At 64.1% G+C, this 19,364-nt stretch carries 18 protein-coding genes; 5 read left to right on the top strand and 13 right to left on the bottom strand.

The window, feature by feature from the left end:
* Window positions 1-23 precede the first annotated feature (23 nt).
* The 8 genes from QA645_RS25850 to QA645_RS25885 all read right to left on the bottom strand — a co-directional run bounded on the left by QA645_RS25850 (window position 24) and on the right by QA645_RS25885 (window position 7,148).
* Complete coding sequence (locus tag QA645_RS25850; RefSeq protein WP_283044405.1) at window positions 24-1,178, bottom strand: LuxR C-terminal-related transcriptional regulator; 1,155 nt, start codon at window positions 1,176-1,178, stop codon at window positions 24-26.
* A 252-nt stretch (window positions 1,179-1,430) separates the two neighbouring features.
* On the bottom strand, window positions 1,431-1,928 hold the full coding sequence (locus QA645_RS25855; RefSeq protein ID WP_283044406.1) for a hypothetical protein: 498 nt from the start codon (window positions 1,926-1,928) through the stop codon (window positions 1,431-1,433).
* Between the two features lie 84 nt (window positions 1,929-2,012).
* Window positions 2,013-2,459, bottom strand: coding sequence for a MaoC family dehydratase (locus tag QA645_RS25860; protein WP_254130774.1), 447 nt, complete (start codon window positions 2,457-2,459; stop codon window positions 2,013-2,015).
* A 310-nt stretch (window positions 2,460-2,769) separates the two neighbouring features.
* The gene (locus QA645_RS25865; protein ID WP_254130773.1) at window positions 2,770-3,192 is read right to left on the bottom strand and encodes a hypothetical protein; all 423 of its coding nucleotides are present in this window, start codon (window positions 3,190-3,192) and stop codon (window positions 2,770-2,772) included.
* A 12-nt stretch (window positions 3,193-3,204) separates the two neighbouring features.
* Window positions 3,205-3,426 carry a hypothetical protein gene (locus QA645_RS25870; protein WP_092230347.1) on the bottom strand — a complete coding sequence of 74 codons (222 nt, stop codon included), beginning with the start codon at window positions 3,424-3,426 and terminating at the stop codon, window positions 3,205-3,207.
* Window positions 3,427-3,538: 112 nt separating this feature from the next.
* Complete coding sequence (locus tag QA645_RS25875) at window positions 3,539-4,357, bottom strand: lytic murein transglycosylase (protein WP_283044407.1); 819 nt, start codon at window positions 4,355-4,357, stop codon at window positions 3,539-3,541.
* A gap of 131 nt (window positions 4,358-4,488) precedes the next feature.
* The gene (locus tag QA645_RS25880) at window positions 4,489-5,292 is read right to left on the bottom strand and encodes a shikimate dehydrogenase (RefSeq protein WP_283044408.1); all 804 of its coding nucleotides are present in this window, start codon (window positions 5,290-5,292) and stop codon (window positions 4,489-4,491) included.
* Entirely contained in the window at window positions 5,289-7,148 is a 1,860-nt protein-coding gene (locus QA645_RS25885; RefSeq protein WP_283044409.1) for an NAD(P)/FAD-dependent oxidoreductase, read from the bottom strand. Before QA645_RS25885 ends, QA645_RS25880 begins: the two co-directional genes overlap by 4 nt.
* Window positions 7,149-7,343: 195 nt before the next feature.
* Here QA645_RS25885 and QA645_RS25890 point away from each other — a divergent pair, with 195 nt between their 5' ends.
* From QA645_RS25890 to QA645_RS25900, 3 genes are all read left to right on the top strand, one after another.
* Window positions 7,344-8,969: a long-chain fatty acid--CoA ligase gene (locus tag QA645_RS25890; RefSeq protein WP_283044410.1), complete on the top strand. Its 1,626-nt coding sequence runs from the start codon at window positions 7,344-7,346 to the stop codon at window positions 8,967-8,969.
* 93 nt (window positions 8,970-9,062) lie between these two features.
* Complete coding sequence (locus QA645_RS25895) at window positions 9,063-10,181, top strand: glycoside hydrolase family 172 protein (protein WP_254193201.1); 1,119 nt, start codon at window positions 9,063-9,065, stop codon at window positions 10,179-10,181.
* A gap of 23 nt (window positions 10,182-10,204) precedes the next feature.
* Window positions 10,205-11,416 carry an acyl-CoA dehydrogenase family protein gene (locus QA645_RS25900; RefSeq protein ID WP_283044411.1) on the top strand — a complete coding sequence of 404 codons (1,212 nt, stop codon included), beginning with the start codon at window positions 10,205-10,207 and terminating at the stop codon, window positions 11,414-11,416.
* Between the two features lie 642 nt (window positions 11,417-12,058).
* Here QA645_RS25900 and QA645_RS25905 read toward each other — a convergent pair.
* From QA645_RS25905 to QA645_RS25920, 4 genes are read right to left on the bottom strand one after another with little or no spacing between them, the layout of a single operon-like run.
* On the bottom strand, window positions 12,059-12,925 hold the full coding sequence (locus QA645_RS25905) for an HlyD family secretion protein (protein ID WP_283044412.1): 867 nt from the start codon (window positions 12,923-12,925) through the stop codon (window positions 12,059-12,061).
* Window positions 12,922-13,128, bottom strand: a complete 207-nt coding sequence (locus QA645_RS25910) for a DUF1656 domain-containing protein (RefSeq protein WP_212027832.1) — start codon at window positions 13,126-13,128, stop codon at window positions 12,922-12,924. The genes QA645_RS25905 and QA645_RS25910 overlap by 4 nt, the downstream gene beginning before the upstream one ends.
* Window positions 13,125-15,176, bottom strand: coding sequence for an FUSC family protein (locus QA645_RS25915; RefSeq protein WP_283044413.1), 2,052 nt, complete (start codon window positions 15,174-15,176; stop codon window positions 13,125-13,127). The genes QA645_RS25910 and QA645_RS25915 overlap by 4 nt, the downstream gene beginning before the upstream one ends.
* Window positions 15,177-15,178: 2 nt before the next feature.
* Window positions 15,179-15,649, bottom strand: coding sequence for a MarR family transcriptional regulator (locus QA645_RS25920; RefSeq protein ID WP_254135378.1), 471 nt, complete (start codon window positions 15,647-15,649; stop codon window positions 15,179-15,181).
* A gap of 92 nt (window positions 15,650-15,741) precedes the next feature.
* On the opposite strand from QA645_RS25920, the gene QA645_RS25925 reads away from it, so the two are divergent.
* Window positions 15,742-16,968, top strand: coding sequence for an MFS transporter (locus QA645_RS25925; protein WP_283044414.1), 1,227 nt, complete (start codon window positions 15,742-15,744; stop codon window positions 16,966-16,968).
* Between the two features lie 10 nt (window positions 16,969-16,978).
* On the opposite strand, the gene QA645_RS25930 is transcribed toward QA645_RS25925, so the two are convergent.
* Window positions 16,979-17,887: an amino acid ABC transporter substrate-binding protein gene (locus QA645_RS25930; RefSeq protein ID WP_283044415.1), complete on the bottom strand. Its 909-nt coding sequence runs from the start codon at window positions 17,885-17,887 to the stop codon at window positions 16,979-16,981.
* Between the two features lie 204 nt (window positions 17,888-18,091).
* Between QA645_RS25930 and QA645_RS25935 the strand changes: the two genes are divergently transcribed.
* Entirely contained in the window at window positions 18,092-19,333 is a 1,242-nt protein-coding gene (locus QA645_RS25935) for an amidohydrolase family protein (protein WP_283044416.1), read from the top strand.
* The last annotated feature ends 31 nt before the right edge of the window (window positions 19,334-19,364 follow it).

Here is a 19,364-nt window from a genome sequence, read left to right on the forward strand (position 1 = left end):
CGCAGGCCGCGATGTGAATTGGATCACACGGTGTCGTCCGGGCCGATCGGCTGCACGAATGGAGCAGCGAAGCCCGCCGCGATCTTCACGAGGTCGGCCTGCCTGCCGGCGCCGGTCTTCTCGAACAGGCGGCCGAGATGCGTCTTCACCGTCGTCTCGGCAATTCCGAGCTTTGCCGCGATGTCGGGAACTCCGCCCAGCTCGACGATGGCCATCAGCACGCGCATTTCAGACGGTGTCAGCCGGAATACTGCAGCGATCGCATCCGTTGCAAGCTGGGGCACCATCGAGGCTTTTTGCAGGAACAGCACCGTGGCTGCAGCATCGCGATGCAGGCTACGCTGGGGCGTCAGCGAAAACGCGTAGGCCAGATAGTGCTGACCGTCGGCCGACGTCATCAGCTCGATCCTGCGGCGATCGGCAGACCCGGTTCCGCCACCGGCGACGGCATCAAAGAGACCGCGGAATATTTTGTCGGCCTGGGTGTTACGCGCGACGATGCGATCGCCGACGATCGCGAGCAGATTTCCGTCGGCGAGCATTTGCCGACACGACGCGTTGGCATGAACGACACGCCCGTCCGCATCGAACAGGCAGATCGCCGTGCTCAAGGCGTCGAGGACCTCCGCGAGGTCGGCCACGGTGTGGGAGCGCGCCCTGATCTGCCGACCCATGACGCGCGAGCGCTGGATGTGCGGCGCGAGCAGCCGCATGCGCTCGCGCATGGCGTCATCGACGGTTCCGCGTGACCGGCCGCGCATGACCTGCAGGATCGTGGTGCGCGCATGCGATCGCTCCAGCGTGACGGTCGCGAGGTCGACGGCGCCCTGCGGTTCCACCCACTCGCGATAGAAGCTCGTGGCCACGAAGTCCGAATAGGGCATGACGTCGGCCACGCCGATGGTCCGTTCGACGGGCAGTTCGAGATGGCGATCGAGCAAGGGATCGAGCTCGACATAGCGGTCCCGATAGAGTTCGCGGAAGCGGGACTCAGTTCCATAGTGCTGGTGGATTTCGATCGAGAGCCTGGCGGCGTCCCGCGACAGAATGGTCACGGCCGAGCCGCCGACAAAGCCGGCAACCTGTTCCAGGGCGGCGCTTCGCTGTGCAGGATCGACCGCCGCATCGTAGATCTCGCCGACGAGCGAGGAGAAACTGCTGGCCTCGAGGATCGTCATCGGCGGAGCAATGCGGTCTGGAGGCTGACGATGAAGACGGACCGGCCGATCGCCGTGGTCGACGACGAGAAAACGTCAGAAAAAAATGCTGGAATCTCGAACATCGTCCTTGCGTAACGTCAACCGCAGGGTGCGGCTTGGACGTTTTCGCCAAAGACTAGGATAAATGCGAACAGCCGGCGGGCTGTGTGCCGGGCATCACGTGCCCGCTCACCGCTTGCTCAATCAGCCGCGCCCAGGGCGCGCGGCACTTTATTTCCGGTTCTCCTCGCAGAATTTCAGCGCGGCGAGCGCCTCGCCGGCGCGCGGAATCTGCATCTCGATGCTGTCGTCGTCATCGTCCTCGAAATCGAGCGTGAGGCGCTTGGCTTTCGACAGGCGATCCATGATCGATTGATCATACTCGAAGATGCCGCGCACGGTGGTCCTGTCCATGACCTCCCACTTCGCCTTCGACATGATGTCGGCGTCGTCGGTGCCGACGTCGGCCTTCAGGATCTCGCCAACCTTGTCCCACTCCCAGCCGTCATAGATCATTACGATCACGATGGCCTTGTCGGAATAGGTGATGACGATGACGTAATCGCGGTTCTCGTCGTCCTTGTCCTTGTAGCCGCGGCTCGCGTTGCAATGGGTGTCCTGGGTGCGCTTCTCGATGGTCCAGTCGCCGACCTTGGACTGTTGCGCGGCGGCAGGCCCGGCGCTCAAGGCGCCGGCCAGCACTGCGGCGGCAAGAAGAGATCGTTTCATGTCAGCCTCCAGCAATTCCCCTGCTCAAGCTGACCATCTCTCTCCGCAAGCCGCAAGAGTTTCAACCGGCTCGATCCGGCCGCGCTAGGCGCGCCGCGGCACGATCGCGATCGGTGTGAAGGTGTAAACCTCCTCGCCGTTCTGGTTGAACATGGTCCATTTGACCAGCGCGATGCCCTGCGGCTTCGACTTCGACGGCGTCAGGCTCATGACCTCGCCGACCAGATGCAGGCGGTCATTCGGCCGCACCGGGATGGTCCAGCGCAGTCCGTCGACGCCGGCGCCGATCAGCGGATGCGGGCCGAACGGACGGGTCTGGATCGCGAGGTTCATGGCGATCGCCGCAGTGTGCCATCCCGACGCAGCCAGGCCGTTGAACAGGGTCTGCTTGGCGGCCTCGTGGTCCAGGTGCATCGGCTGCGGATCGAACTCGGCGGCAAACCGCTTGATGTCGGCCTCGGTGACCTCGACCTCGGGGGATTTGAAACGCATGCCGACGGTGAGATCGTCGAACCAGGCGACCTGTGCCATGATTTTGCCTCGAAGTATTGGCGACCGCGCGCGATGTACGCGACCGGGGGGAATAGACGCGTGTCGCATGTAGCGGTTTGACCGCTCGCAGGCCAGCCCCGGGTTCCCCGCGAAACCCCTTTCCCAAATCGACGAAACACGCCTGAAACAGATGGCCGCTTTACTGGTTATCAAAATCATACAGGGACGTGCGTCATGATCGAGCTGATCTCAGCCTTGCTTGCCCTCTGCGCAATCGGCGTGTTCGCTGCACATGCGTTGGATGCCTACCGCACCTCGCACTACTAGGGCGTCGCGCCGGTTTTGAAAGCTAGAACGGCCGCCGGTAAAAATGCTCTGAATGCGTTGTCGGCGGAAACCGGTTCGCCAGCGCCAGCGCGCCTTTCTCGTCCGTCTCGAGCGCGATCTTCTGCGCCAGCATCACGTCGCCCGGCACCAGGAAGCCTGACGGGACGAAGCACCACCCCATCGTCGCATTTCCGGCATTGTCGACCTCGTGGACGTTGGCGGCGGTGCCGTAGTGGATGCGATAGCGCTTGCCGCTGTCGCAACCGATGACATCGAAATGCCGGTGCTGCTCGAACTGTGCGCGCTGCTCTTCAGACAGCCATTCGGCCAGCAGCCGCCGCCCGCGCGCCTCGGGCGTATTCTCGCCGAAGAAGCGCCGGTAGAGCTCGCGGAGCGCGTGCAAACGCGCTCGCGCGGGCGCGCGAAGCCTGAAGACCGCGATCATCGGCCGTTCAGATCAACCGCCGACCAGGCGGGGATAGAACAGCGTTTCCTGCGCGGTCGGGTCGAACGATTTGATACGCGTGACTTCGCCGGGCCCGGTCCGGTACGCGGCGGTAAAGCCCGCACCCGTCAGCTCCCGAAAGCGTTGTTCGGCCCGCGCCAACGCTTCGGCATTTTCAGGATCAAACTCGTGGCGTGTATCGCCGGTCTGGTCCATCACGATCTGGGTAGCCATGTTGAGTTCTCCTCATGCCCAGCCCTGAACTTGATCTAAGCAAACCTCATGCCGTCGGTTCCTGAAAGCAACAACTTTCTCTCTTAAGCAGGTCACGCCTTGCGGAGTACCCTCAACGCGCTGCTGCCGCCCCGCCTCCCCCGTCGATCTGGCGTCCCATCAGTGCGATGGCCTTCTGATAGACGCCTGCCGCGTTCCAGGCCTGGATGGCGGCAAAATTCGGCTCACCCGGCTGGTAGCCGGCTCCCGCACGCCAGCCATTGGCCTTGAGGAAGTTCGCGGTCGAGCTCAGCGCGTTGGCGGCGACCTCGAGATTGCCGGTGCCGTAGGCCAGGATGTTCTTGGGCATGAACTGGGTCTGGCCGACCTCGCCATGCATGGAGCCGCGGGTGGATCCCGACAGCACGCCGCGATCGATCAGCTTCAGCGCAGCATAGAGCTGTTCTGTGAAGAATTCGGGACGGCGACAGTCATAGGCGAGCGTCGCGATCGACGAGAGCATGTTCTGGTTGCCGCGCTGGCTGCCGAAACCGGTCTCCATGCCCCAGATCGCGATCAACGGCCCCGGTGGCACGCCGTAGCGCTGCTCGATCGAGGCGAACATCGCCGCCTGCGACTGCTTCAGCGACCGGCCGCGCGCGACGATCGTGGTGGCACCGCGCTTGGCCAGAAACTGGTCGAGGGACAGTGAAAAACTGTGCTGGCTGCGATCGGCGCCGATGGTCGCGCTGGCGTAATTGGTCTGCATCAGCGCCGAGATCGCGGTCTGGCCGATGCCCTTGCCCTGCGCCTCCGCGCTGAACTCCCGCTTCCAGGCCTCGAAGCCGCCGGGTCCGTTGCCGCATTGCGCGGCATGGGCCGCGGAGGCCAGGGACAACAGCAGCGCGGCCGCGCCAATCGTCGCCGTCGCAACGGCCCTGCCCTTGATCATTCCGTGGTCCCTTCCTTCGACTTTACGCGACCGGCTCGCGCGCGGGCATGATCCTACGCCAGCCGCGCCCGCTCAAGCCCCGACCGATGCAATCAATGCAAGCAATGCGCTTGACATGAATCAAAGGCTTATCAATCGCCATCGATCCCGAGCAGGAAATCCACCATGATGCCTTGGTGCTGCCGGTACATGTCGGTGCCGGTCGCGGTCACGCAGCCGAGCGCCCGTGCCGCTGCAATGAAGGGTGAGATTTCGGGCTTGGTGATCACGCAGCCGCAATAGGCCGACGGCGCCAGCCGCGTGACATCGACCGGCAGCGGGTCGCCCTGCTTCATCCCGGCGGGTGTGGCATTGGCGACGAAGTCGAAACCTGCGGGATCGACAGTGCCTGCCCGCACGGGCGCTTTGCCGAGCCCGTTGAGCCGTCCGACCAGCGCGTCACGGCGCTCGGCCGCGCTGTCGTGAATCGCGAGCTCGCTGACGCCGGCCTCGACCAAGGCGAGCGCGATAGCCGAGCCGGCACCACCCGCGCCGACCAGCAGCGCCCGCATGCCGCGGGGATCGATCCCCTTCGCCCGCGCGGCGCCGACGAAGCCGAGACCGTCCACCATGTCGCCGTGCCATGAACCGTCGGCACGCCGGCGCATCAAATTGACGGTGCGCAGGAAGTGCGCACGTTCCGTCGTACTGGCGCAGGCCTGGTAGCAGGCGAATTTGTGCGGAATGGTCACGACGATGCCGTCGAGGTTCATCAATCGGCCCGCCACCGAGAGAAGCTCCGGCAGATCGGCGGTCGCAACCTGAACAGGAACGAGAATCCCGTCATGGCCGCGCGCCGCGAACTCGGCCGAGACTCCCGCAGGTGAACGCACCTGGGCGATGGGATCGCCGACGATGACGTAAAGCCGCGTCGCACCTGATGGCGCCGGGATCATGCCGGGACCTGGGTGCCGTCGGTCTTCGCGTCCGCTCCATAGATCAATTCCAATCCGTCCAGGCTGCCTTCCTTCCGCCATTTGGCGAGCAGCCGGAGGAAGGCCATCGGCCCGCGCCAATACTGGCTGTTGCGCGCCGCGATCGGATCGAACACCCCTTCATTGTTGTAATAGCCCGGCGTGCATTCGGCGAGGTAGGTCTGGCGGCCGACCGCGGCCTTCACCACTTCGTCGACCCAGGCATTCTCGGCGGCGAGCGTCGGCTCCAGCGTCCTCGCACCGCGCTTGCGCGCCTGATCGATGACATAGGCGATGTGCTGCGATTGCTCGTCGATGATGTGCGGAAAATTGGCGCTCTGGCCGGCCTGCACCGTCACGATCAGGAAGCAGTTCGGAAAGCCTCGGCTGTAGAAGCCGTGCATCGTCTTGACGCCATCGCGCCAGCGCTCGGACAGGCTGACGCCGTCGCGGCCATAGACCTCGAAGCCCATGCGCCGCGCATAGTCGGTGCCGACCTCGAAACCGCTGGCATAGATCAGGCAGTCGAGCTCGTAGGCCTTGCCGTCGACGACGACCGCATTCTCGGTGATGCGATCGACGCCCCTGCCCCCGGTGTCGACGAGATGCACGTTGGCGCGATTGAACGTGTCGAGATATTCGTCGTGAAAACACGGCCGCTTGCAGAACGCCTTGTACCAGGGTTTTAGCGCCGCCGCGGCTGCCTCGTCCTTGACCACGGCGTCGACGCGGGCCCGGATCTCCTCCATCTTGCGATAGTCGGCCTGCTCGATCACCTTCAGCGCCTCCTCCATCGAGGTCACCGGTTGTGGCTGACGACGCGGCGCCAGCAAGATCTCGCCGAGCAGGCCGGTCCAGCCGTCCTGCACCAGATCCTGCTCGAACGGCTCGCCCGAAATCACGGCGGTGAAATTGTCCATCCGCTCGCGCTGCCAGCCGGGTTTCAGCCCTTCAGCCCAGGATTGATCCGTCGGCCGGTCGTCGCGCACGCCGATCGCCGATGGCGTGCGCTGGAACACGAAAAGCTCCTTTGCCGAGCGGCCGAGATGCGGCACGCACTGCACGGCGGTGGCGCCGGTGCCGATGATGCCGACGCGCTTGCCGGCGAGACCATCGAGACCGCCCTCCGCGGTGCCGCCGGTGTAGGAATAGTCCCAGCGGCTGGTGTGAAAGCTGTGGCCCTTGAAGCTTTCGATGCCGGGAATGCCGGGCAGCTTCGGCCGGCTGAGCGGACCGCCGGCAAGGATGACGAAGCGTGCGTGGATGCGATCGCCGCGATCCGTCTCGACCAGCCAGCGTGCCTCGCCCTCCTTCCATTCCATTCGCGAGATGACCGTCTGGAACAGCGCGCGCTCGTAGAAGCCGAAGTGACGGCCGATGCGACGGGAGTGTTCGTAGATCTCCGGCGCGCGCGCATATTTGCGTACCGGCATGTAGCCGGTCTCTTCCAGCAGCGGCAGATAGATGTAGCTCTCGGTATCGCAGGCCGCACCCGGATAGCGATTCCAGTACCAGGTGCCGCCGAAATCGGCCGCCTTTTCCACGATGCGGAAATCAGTGATGCCAGCCGCACGCAGACGCGCACCACACAGCAAGCCGCCGAAGCCGCCGCCCACGATGACGACCTCAGTCTCTTCGCTGACGGGCTCGCGCGCAAATCCGGGATCGGCCCAGGGATCGTCGAGGTAGCGACCGAAATCGCCGGTCACCTCGACATATTGTGCCTTGCCTTCGCTGCGCAGACGCAGGTCGCGCTCATCGCGATAGCGCGCGCGGAGTGCGGCAATGTCGACCGTAGATTCGCCGGCTGTACCGGTCTTGTGTCTTTCCGCTGACATCGATTTCCTCCACGGCGAACGCAGCTTCGCCGACAGCTCATCGCACGTTAGCCCCGAAAAAGTGACGCATGCAATCTCATCCCTCGCTTTTTGCGTGAACGCCGCGGGACGTTCCGCTAACCTTCCGTGCAAATCACAAGCCTATGCCACGCAACGACGTCATTTCAGAACGTCACTGGCGATCCGGAGGGGACAATGCAGGGATTGATGATGGACATGCCGCTGCTGATCAGTGGCCTGATCCAGTATGCCGCCGACTATCACGGCGAGGCCGAGATCGTCGCGCGCGAAATCGAGGGCGATATCCATCGCTATACCTATGCAGACGCCCATCCGCGCATCAAGCGCATGGCGCTGGCGCTCAAGCGGCTCGGCATGAAGCAAGGCGATCGCGTCGGGACGCTGGCCTGGAATACCCATCGCCATTTCGAGATGTTCTACGCCGCGCCCGGCATGGGCTACGTGCTGCACACCGTCAATCCGCGGCTGTTTCCCGAACAGCTCGTCTACATCATCAATCACGCCGAAGATCGCATCCTCTTCGTCGATCGCGCCACGCTGCCGATTGTCGAGGCGATCGCGCCGCAGCTGACGGCGATCGAAGCCTACGTGGTCATGTCGTCGCGCGAGCGCATGCCCGAGACGAAGCTTGCGAACGTGCATTGCTACGAGGAGCTTCTCGACAAGGAGAGCGATACAGGTTTCGCCTGGCCGCTGTTCGACGAGAAATCCGCCTCCACCATCTGCTACACCTCGGGCACGACGGGCAATCCCAAGGGCGTGATCTATTCGCACCGCGCCGCGATCCTGCAGACCATGACGTGTTGCAGCTTCGACTTCCTCACCGGGCATGTCGAAGGCGTGCGCGAGGTGATGATGCCGATGGCGCCGCTGTTTCACGGCAATGGCTGGAACATGCCGTTCACGGCGCCCTATACCGGTTCGAAGCTGGTGTTGCCCGGCCGCAATTACGAGCCCGAAAAACTCTACGAGCTGCTCGAAGGCGAGAAAGTGACGCTGTCCGCGGGCGTGCCGAGTTTCTGGCTGATCCTGCTCGACTGGCTCGGCCGCACCGGCAACAGGTTTTCGACGCTACGTGCAACGCTGTCGTCGGGCTCGGCACCACCGCGCGCGATGGTCGAGAAGCTCAAACGTGACTACGCCGTCGACTATATCCAGGCGTGGGGCATGACTGAGGCCCTGGGTTGTTCGATGCCGGGCTTGCGGCCTGGGTCGGAGCATCTCAGCGACACCGAGAAATTCGATCGACGCCAGGTCTCTGGCCGCGCCTGCTTCGGCACCGCCTTGCGTATCGTCGATGATGGCGGTGTTGAGCTGCCGCGCGACGGCAAGACGGTCGGCCATCTGCGCGCCCGCGGCCCCTGGGTCGCCTCCGGCTACATGAAGCTGGAGGAAGGCCTCGATCGCGACGGCTGGCTGATCACCGGCGACATGGCCGTGATCGATCCGCAGGGCCACGTCACGCTGACCGACCGCTCCAAGGACGTGATCAAGTCCGGCGGCGAATGGATCTCCTCGATCCAGCTCGAGGACATCGCCCTGTCCCATCCCGATGTGCTGCAGGCCGCCGTGGTCGCCATCGCGCACGAGAAATGGCAGGAGCGCCCCCTGCTTCTGGTCGTCCGCAAGAAGGGCGCGACCGTCGACGGCAAGACCCTGCTCGACCATATGCGTCCCAGGATCGCGAGCTGGTGGATGCCGGATGCGGTCGAATTCCTCGACGAATTCCCGATGACCGGCACCGGCAAGGTGCTCAAATCTGCGCTGCGCGAGAAATTCAAGGCGTACCGCGTCGGATAGGTTTGGCCCCTCTCATTGCGCGATCATCTTCATCTTTTGGTAGATTCGCCGGCGATATATCCGAGGCATCGCTAACCCCTGATTGAGGACATCATGGCGTTTTCCGGATTGGGCCTGCATCTCGGCAATCTGTCCCGCCTGTCGAACGCGCAGACGCGTTCGATCAGCCCCGAGAATTTCACCGGCGAAAAGGGCAAGGGCGGCATGTCCGTCGACGGGCCCGCGGCGCCTCAGGCCCGAGACCTTGGGCAGGGTTGGAAGGTTTCGCCCTTTGTCGTGATCGAGCCCGGCGCGACGTTCACACTTGCCGATATCGAGGGCCAGGGCGCCATCCAGCAGATCTGGATGACACTGGCACGCGGACGGCTGCGCCATTCGATCCTGCGGGTCTACTGGGACGGCCAGGAGCATCCGAGCGTCGAATGCCCGGCCGGCGACTTCTTCGCCTGCGGATGGGAGGAGTTTGCGCAGGTGACGTCGCTCGCCGTCTGCGTCAATCCAGGCCGCGCCTTCAACTGCTATTGGGAAATGCCCTTCCGGAAGCGCGCACGGTTCACGATGGAGAACCGCAGCGAGGAAGCGCTGACCGTCTACTACCAGATCAACTACACGCTGACCGAAGTGCCCGAGGACTGCGCCTATTTCCACGCGCAATTCCGCCGCACCAATCCGCTGCCCTACAAGGAGGTCTACACCATCCTCGACGGCGTCAGCGGGCGCGGCCAGTATATCGGCACCTACATGGCCTGGGGCGTCAACAACAACGGCTGGTGGGGCGAAGGCGAGATCAAGTTCTTCATCGACGGCGACGGTGAATTCCCGACCATTTGCGGCACCGGCACCGAGGATTATTTCTGCGGTGCGTATAATTTCGATCCCTATGTGGCTCATTCCGGTCGCGGCGCCGTGCAGCAGTCGCGCTACCAGGAATTCACCACGCCCTATGCCGGCCTGCCGCAGGTGATCCGTCCCGACGGCGTCTACAAATCGCAGCAGCGCTTTGGCATGTATCGCTGGCACATCCCCGATCCCATCCGCTTCCAGAGCGACCTTCGCGTCACCATCCAGGCGCTGGGCTGGCGAACGGGCCTCAAGGAGGCGAAATACCTCCCGCTGCAGGACGACATCGCCTCCGTGGCGTTCTGGTACCAGACGCTGCCGGCCGCGCCGTTCCCGAAACTCGCCGACCCGGAATATCTCGAGATCGACTAGCCCGACGCCTGAGGAGGTCCAGCATGCTCTACCCGATGTCGCCAAAAGTCGTCGAGCTCAAGCGCAAGCTCGAGAGTTTCATGGACCGGCACATCTACCCGAACGAGGAGCGATTTTATCGCGAGGCGGAAGAGCTTGGGCCGTGGAAGGTCTATCCAATCGTCGAGGAGCTGAAGCCGCTCGCGCGCGCCGAGGGCCTCTGGAACCTGTTCCTGCCGGAGTCGAGCCGCGGCGCGGGCCTCACCAATCTCGAATACGCCCCGCTATGCGAGGTCATGGGCCGCTCGCATCTGGCGCCGGAGGTGTTCAACTGCTCGGCGCCGGACACCGGCAACATGGAAGTGCTGGAGCGCTACGGTACGGAGAAGGACAAGGAGCGCTGGCTGAAGCCATTGCTCGCAGGCGAAATCCGCTCCTGCTTCGCCATGACCGAGCCTGCGGTCGCCTCATCCGACGCGACCAACATCGAGAGCTCGATCGTGCGCGACGGCGACCATTACGTCATCAACGGGCGCAAATGGTACACGACCAACGCGACCGACCCGCGCTGCAAGATCTGCATCTTCATGGGCAAGACCGATCCTGACAATGCCGATCGCCACAAGCAGCAATCGATGATCCTGGTGCCGATGGACACGCCCGGCGTCGAGGTCAAGCGGCCCCTGCCCGTGTTCGGCTTCTACGGCGTACCCGACCGCGCCTCGGAGGTGATCTTCACCAATGTGCGGGTCCCCAAGGAGAACATGCTGCTCGGCGAAGGCCGCGGTTTCGAGATCGCGCAGGGCCGCCTCGGACCCGGCCGCATCCATCATTGCATGCGGCTGATCGGACTTGCCGAACGCACGCTGGAAAAGATGTGCCGGCGCGTGCGCAGCCGCGTCGCCTTCGGCAAGCCGGTCTCGGAGCAGACGGTAACCCAGGAGCGCATTGCCGAAGCCCGCATCATGATCGAGCAGGCCCGGCTGCTGACGCTGAACGCGGCTTACGCGATGGACACCGTCGGCAACAAGGTCGCGAAGGCCGAGATCGCGATGATCAAGGTCGCCGTGCCCAACATGGCCTGCCAGATCATCGACTGGGCGATCCAGGCTCACGGCGGCGGCGGCACCTCGAACGATTTTGGCTTGGCCCAGGCCTACGCCACCGCGCGCCTGCTGCGCCTCGCGGATGGGCCGGACGAGGTGCACCGGAACCAGATCGCGCGGTTCGAGCTGAAGAAGTATTCGAATATCTAGCCGGATGTTGCCGCGTCAGCACTGGAGTCCGTGCAACAGGATCGGCGACTAGTCGTCGCTTGGCGGCGATACTTTCCGGCCCGAAATCGCTTCGAGCATCGCTCCGAAAATGATGATCGGCAGATAGAACGCAAGCATGATCGTATTCCTCCTGCTGTGACAAACTTGGCCCGCAGGGCCAGGTTCCTCAAAGTGACGCTCGCCCCCTCGGCTCTTTTCGGCGCTTACCGAGCTACCGACGACACCGAGACACAGGCAAATTCAAGAACGCATCGCGTCAATCGCATGGGCGATCAGAACGACTGCACTCGCGGCAATGAAAAACACAAACAACCAGCTCACGTCCGCCTCCAATCCCGGAAGTGAACGCGCTCATCCATGCACAGTCAAAAACCATCGATCTGGAACCGCCATTCCGCGGCTCGCTGATGCTTCGCAGCAACAAATGCATCCGCTGTCGGCACTATCGGCAGAACGCCAGAACGAGCAACGCGCCGACGACGCAGGCTGCTAGGACTAAAAACCAAACGCCCATACAGATCCCCGACTCACACACGCGCGTCAGGATCAGCCTTACGATCAGGCATTGAAACGCTTGTTGCCGGTTTTCCCCAAGCCAAGCGTGATCATCTGCTCGCTGCGTTAGTCCAATACCTCCACGGTGGCCGAACGTCCGGCGACCAGCGACATCCCATCAGGCACCGAATCCAGCGCGATGCGCACCGGCACGCGCTGGGCGAGCCGCACCCAGCTGAAGGTCGGGTTGACGTTGGCGAGCAGGCTTGCGCCCTCGGCGCGGTCGCGATCCTCGATGCCGGCGGCGATGCTCTCGACATGACCTGAGAGCGTGCCCTTCTCGCCCATCAGGCGAACCTGCACCTTGTCGCCCACGCGGATGCGCGCGAGCTTCGTCTCCTCGAAATAGCCTTCCACGTGCAGCGTGTCGCTGTCGACCAGCGCCATCACGCCCTTCCCGGCGGTGACGTAAGCGCCGGGCCGCAGATCCATGTTGGTGATCACGCCGTTCACGGACGCCCGGACCTCGCTGCGATCGAGATTGAGCTGGGCGACCGCGCGGTCGGCAACCGCCGCATCGAAGGCCGCCTTGGCCTGGAGCTGGGTCGCCAGCACCTGCTCCTGCTTCTGCTGCGAGACGGCATCGGTCGTCAGCGTGCTGTAGCGCTTCAGATCGGCATTGGCCTGATCGAGCGTCGCCTGATGACCGGCCACCGACGCGTCTGCCTGCCGCAGCGCCAACGCGAACCGGTCGCGATCAATCTTGAACAGCACGTCGCCGCGATGGACCTTCTGGTTGTCCTTGACAAGCACGTCGGTGACGAAGCCGGAGACGTCAGGCGCGACCTGCACGACGTCGGCGCGCACACGGCCGTCACGCGTCCACGGCGACTCCATGTAATAGACCCAGAGCTCGCGACCCACGCCGAGCGCCACGACGACCACGATGACCGTGACCGCAAGCCGGCCGATCCAGGCAAAATTCCCCTTCATGAGAGATACTCCGAGAGATAGACGACGCCGCCGAGAAGGCAGACGAAAATCGCGAAATCGAATAGTGCGCGGTGCCAGACCAGCCGGTAGAGGTCGAAGCGCTGCATCAGCCGGCGCAGAATCGCACTCAGCACATAGGCGACGATGATCCAGAGCAGGAGCGCCGGCACGAGCACGCCATAGATGTCGATCACGTATCTCATGCCGCCACACTCGCATCTGCGCGCGGCCGATAGGCCGGCGCGTCCGGGAACAGGCCACGGCGGATGCCGACGAGGCCGATCAGCGCATCTTCCCGCGCGCTGTCATTGGGATCCTTCACCGCCTGGGCCAGCGCCCGGTCGACGCTGGCCAGGAGTTCGCGCGGCATTCCTCCGCCCGCATAGCTGCGGCAGGCGATGGCAAGCTGATCGAGCATGTCGTCGATCACCGAGATGGTCGATACCGCAAGCCCATAGCGCGCACGGCGCAAATCGATGATGTTGATGCCGATGCGGAGTTGCACGAGGCTGTCGGCGTCGCGCCGATCGCTCTCCGACAGGAAGGCGATGCGCTGCACCAGCAGCCCGAGCCGGTGCAGCATGAGACCCGCGAACTCCGCGCGGTCGCGTTTTCCGCGCCGCTCGGCGGCGACCGCGATCGTGATCCAGCTCGACAGCACCAGACGATTGGCGATCCACTCTGCGCCCACCCCGCGCGCGATCCGCGTCACGATCTCGGCGATGAGGACGCCGACGAAGAAGGCGACGGCGGAATTGGCGTAGGAGGCGAAATCCGCGATGTAGGTCGATTGCAGCGCAAGCAGCGTTGCGGTGTTGGCCGCGAGCGCCATGCCGGTGCCCGCCGTTGCCGGCCGCGCGATCAGGAAACCATAGAGCAGGAAGGTCGGCGCCAGCGCGACGACCAGAACCTCGATATGGGAGATCGCAGGCACCAGCGCGAACAGATAGATCGCAACCACCACGATGGCGACCAGAGACCACAGGCCGAAGCTGCGGATGAAGCGCGCCGGCTCGTCCTGGGCTGCGAAGAACGAACAGGCCACCGCCGCCATCATCGGTGCCGAGGCGCCGTCGGGCCAGCCCGTGCCGATCCAGAACGCGCAGCAGATCAGGATCGCCACGGCCGCGCCGGCCGCGGACCATAGCGCTAGGCCACGATCCCGGTGACGTACCGGCGCGGCGCCGGCTTCGGAATGGAAGGCCAGATCGAGCGTCGAGACGTTGCGATTCTCGGCGATCGCCTTGCTCAGCTCGCGGCAGTCGCGCGAGAGATCGACGAGCTCGCGCAGTCGCGACAGCAGGCTCGTGATGATGATCCGCTCCCAGGACGCGCTGTCATCGAGCACGGCCTGCCGCTCGGCGATCATGGCGCGACTCCCCTCGGCCGGCTGCCGTGCGCCGACGTCGCTGACGATCCATTGCGCCAGATCCTCCAGCAATCGCTTCAGTTCGGGTTGCCGGCGCAGGGCCTCCTCCCCGAGCGCCGCCAGCCGATCCTCCAGCGAGGCGATCACGGGCAGCAGCATCAGCATGCGCAGCCGGATTTCGCCGAGGCCGGTCACCGCGTTGCGATCGGTCAGCCGGTCATAGGCGAGATGGGTGGAGAGCGTGTCGATCTCGACGATATCGGTCGCAAGCTTGAGACGCTTGCCGCGGCGGGTTTCGTTGGTGCCCTCGCGCAGCAGGACGACCTGACTGAGGCGACGTGCATCCAGGAGCCAGGTATCGACACGTGCGGCGACCGCGGGCGCGACGCTGCGGGGAAACACGATGGTCGAGACCAGGCTGGCGCAGATGATACCCAGCGAGATTTCCTCGAGCCTTGCCACCGCAGTGTCGAAGATTGCACCGGGCTCGGACACCGAGGGAAAGCCGATCAGCGCGACGGTGTATCCGGCCAGCATGAAGACGTAGCTGCGCGGCGTGCCGTCGAGCAGCGAGAGATACAGGCAGAGCCCGACCCATAGCGCGATGGCGAGGCACAACAGCTCGGGCGCGTTGATGAGGTTCGGCACCAGCGCAACCGTCATGGTCGCGCCGACCAGCGTACCCATCACGCGGAAGAAGGCCTTCGAGCTGGTCGCGCCGGCAAGCGGCTGCGAGGTGATGTAGACGGTGGCCATCGCCCAATACGGCCGCGGCAGGTCCATCGCGAGCGCAATGACCAGCGCCAGCATCGACGCGGCAAACGTCTTCAATGCAAAAATGAGGTCCGCATGGCGGACCAGGAACGGCTCTTCCGCGCGCATGACTATTTCGCCTCTGGAAGCGCCTTTGCCTCAAGCAGGCTGGCCCGCCGCTCGATGCGCTGGAGCGTCTCGAAGGTTATCGCAAGTTCCTCCGGCGGGATATCTTTCAGCAGGCTCGCCCGTACGCGCCGCAAGATCCGGTTGGTCTCCTCGACCTTGGCCTCGCCCGCTTTCGTCAGATGGAGCGTTTTGGCACGCCGGTCGGTCGGGTCCTCGCGGCGCTCCACCAGGCCCTCGGCCTGGAGCAGATCGATCAGCCGCACCAGCGACGGCCCCTCGATGCCGAGCTCGTCGGCCAGGACGCCCTGACGGACGGTCTCGCCCTGCCGCGACAGCACCAGCAGCGGGATCGCCGTCGCATAGGACAGGCCGTGATCGGACAGCGCCTGATCCGATTCGCGCCGCCAGATGCGGGCAAGGCGCGTGATGAGCCGGCCGATTTCGCCGTGGATATAGCCTTGCGAGGGTGCCATGCAAATTAGATAGGACACGAACTATTAGCCTGCAACTATATAATCCTGTGTATCGGGATCGATCACGCAAACGCGAACGAGGACAACGCGATATGGGCCCGGGTTCCACGGCAGAGGCACGGCAGGCGATCGCGGGCGAGAGCGCGCTGTCGCTGGTCCCGACCTTCGTCGTCGTGGCCGTGGATGCCACGGGGATGGGCATCATCCTGCCGCTGCTGCCGTTCTATTCGCAGCGGCTCGGCGCCACGCCGTTCCTGATCGGCGCACTGATCTCGGTCTATGCCGTTTGCCAGCTGATCGCCGGTCCCGTGGTCGGCATTCTCTCGGACCGCTACGGACGGCGGAAGGTTCTCGTCGTCAGCCAGATCGGGACCCTGATCGGATTTGTCCTGCTCGCGCTGGCCGGCAACCTGACGCTGGTGTTCCTGGCGCGCATCATCGATGGCCTGACATCAGGCAACATCTCGGTCGCGCATGCCTATGCTGCCGAGCACAGCGCACCGGCGACGCGCAAGCAGGCGCTCGGCATGACCAGCGGCGCGATTGGAACCGGGCTGCTGCTGGGACCTGCGCTTTCGAGCTTCCTCGTCCATTACGGCCAGACTGCACCGGTGTGGGCTGCGGCGGCGCTCTCGCTCATCAGCATTCTCGCAACGATCGCCCTGCTTCCGCCCGACCATCCGGCGTCCGAACCGCTCTACCAGCATCGCGTGCCCGAGCCGACGCTGACCCGCAGCCTGTTCGGCATGCGCTACGCCTGGCGCCTGCTCGGCCTGTTGATCGTGTTCTTCTTCGTCAACTCGATGTTCCTGTCGCAGATCGGCCTGTTCCTGTCGGCGCGGTTCTCCTGGGACGGCCATCCCTTCGGCGCACGCGAGCTCGGCTGGATGTTCGCCTATGCCGGCTTCATCAACATGGTGGTCCAGGGCCTGCTGATCACGCGGGCGAACCTCGTCGCCTCCGACCGCAGCATCGTGATGGCGGCGTTCGCCTGCATGGGCCTCGGATTTGCCGGCCTCGCCGCCGGCAGCAACATCAGCCTGCTCGCACTCTATCTGACGCTGATCATCGTCGGCACCATGTTCGCCCGCAGCACGCTGACGGCGGAATTGTCGCGGTCGACCGCGATCAACCGGCAAGGCATGATCATGGGCCTCAACCAGTCGCTGATGTCGGGTGCAAATATCAGCGCCCCGCTTCTGAGCGGCGCGCTGATTGGTCACCGGTTGTTCGTCTCGTGGGCGCTTGCGATGGCCGCGATCGCGGTGGTCGGTGCGGCGCTCGCCGGCCAGCTGCTCGACACGCCGCGAACGCGCTAGCGCCCTCGCCTCACTTCACGAGATACACGTCTGAATCGGCGCTCGAGCTCGGGTTCTTGAAGGCATTGCGCAAGGCGGTCGACATCGGAACGTTGTAGTTGATGCCGTTCGGCGGCGTCGGGGATTCCAGCCACTTCCTGTAGAGCACCTCGATCTCGGGGCTTGCATAGAGCTCGGCGGTGGCGCGATCGGCCAGCGCTTTGAACGGGGCGTCCTCCCGCCGCAGCATGATCCCGAAGGGCTCAGCTTTCGCAAACGTCTCTTCGCTGATCATGAACAGGGCCGGCTCCTTCGAGCGCGCAATGGCGACGGCGAGCTGGACGTCGTCGAGCGCGTAGGCCTGCGCGCGGTCGGTCTCGAGCAGCAGGAACGCCTCGGCCTGATCCACGGCCGGCATGATTCTAATGCCGAGATTGCGTTCGGTATTGACCTTGGCGAGCTGGTTCAGATTGACCGAGCCTGCGACCGCGGTCACGGCTTTGCCCTTGAGATCGTCGATGGTGTTGATCTTGGCGGCCTTCTTGGCCGCAAAGCGCGTCGCGCTGAGGAAATGCGTGTTGGTGAAGGCGACCTGCTTCTGGCGGTCGGCATTGTTGGTGGTCGCCGAGCAGTGCAGGTCGAGCGTCCCGTTCACCATCAACGGGATGCGGTTCGACGACGTCACGGCGACAGTGTCGACGGCAATGTCGGGCATGCCAAGCTGCTTCTTCACGGCGTCGACGATCTTGAGGCAGATATCCATGGCGAAGCCCACCGGCTTCTGGTTGCCATCGAGATAGCTGAAGGGCACGGAGGCTTCCTGATAGCCCAGCGTGATCTTCTTGGTCTCCTTGATCTTCTGGAGCGTGCCCGACAGATCTTCGGCGGACGCTGCACCGGCAAGACAAGTGAAAGCCAAGAGAACGGCGGGTAGACGCATCGGGGGCTCCTGAAAGCGGGTTGCGCCTCCATGCCGGGCGCAATCGAGAAGTTGATAGCCCAGGCGCAGGCCTGCCGCCAGACCAGCCTGCGTCTATCAGCTATCACAGCTTTCGATATGGCGGCTGGCCCTTGGTCTCCGCTACATTGCTGCAGACGCGCGACCTCACCGACTACCATAGGTTCTCCAGCCAGATTCCTCGCCATGACCGTGCAGACCGCCTTCGACATGATCTTCCGCAACGCCCTGTTGCGATCATCCCCTGCGCCCGTCGATATCGGCGTGAAGAGCGGACGTATTGCCGCAATCGAACCCAGGTTGGCCTGCGAGGCGGTCGAGGTCGATGTCGGGGGGCGGCTGGCCCTGCCCGGCTTCGTCGACACCCACATCCATCTCGACAAGGCCTGCCTGCTCGAACGCTGCGGGCACATCCACGGCACGCTCAATGATGCCATCCGTGCCGTTTCGGCGATGAAGCGGGATTTCGGCGTCGACGATGTCTATGCACGCGGCGCAAAGGTGCTCGAGCGCGCCATCGTCCACGGCACGACGCGGATGCGTACCCATGTCGAGATCGACCCGCGCGTCGGTCTGCGCAGCTTCGAAGCGATCAAGAGGCTCAAGCGCGACTATGCCTGGGCGATCGATCTGTCGCTTTGCGTCTTCCCGCAGGAAGGCCTGACCAACGATCCCGGAGCTGAAGAGCTGCTGGTTCAGGCCTTGCGCGAGGGTGCCGATGCGATCGGCGGCTGCCCCTATCCGGACACCGATCCGAACGCGCATCTCGCACGCATCTTCGACCTCGCCCAGCAATTCGACCTCGACGTCGATCTCCATCTCGACTTCGATCTCGATCCCTCATGGTCGCATCTCGATGAGGTCTGCCGACAGACCGAACAGCGCAACTATGGTGGTCGCGTTGCGATCGGGCATGCCACGAAACTCTCGGCCTTGCCGCCGGAACGGCTGAAGGCGGCCATCGCGCAACTGGCAAAGGCCGGTGTTGCCGTCACCGTGCTGCCCGCGACCGATCTCTATTTGATGGGACGCGATGCCACCCACAACGCGCCGCGCGGGCTGACGCTCGCGCACAAGCTCGCCGGCGACGGTATCGTCTGCTCGGTCGCGACCAACAACGTGCTCAATCCCTTCACGCCGTTCGGCGATGCATCACTGCTGCGGATGGCGAACTTTTACGCCAATGTCGCCCACGCCGCCGTCGGCGACTTCGACACCTGCCTCGATCTCGTCACTGAACTGCCGGCGCGGCTGATGAACCTCGGGGATTACGGGATCGCGGTGGGCAAGCCCGCCGATCTCGTCGTGCTCGACACGCAGGACAGCCGCTTCGCCATCGCCGAGCTGCCGGATATCCTGATGGGGTTCAAGAACGGGCGGCAGACCTTTGAGCGGAAGCGAGCGACACTGTTTAATCCGACAAACTGAACCGCTCGTACAACTCCAATCGACCAACGGA

The organism is Bradyrhizobium sp. CIAT3101 (genome assembly GCF_029714945.1).
Classification (GTDB): Bacteria; Pseudomonadota; Alphaproteobacteria; order Rhizobiales; family Xanthobacteraceae; genus Bradyrhizobium.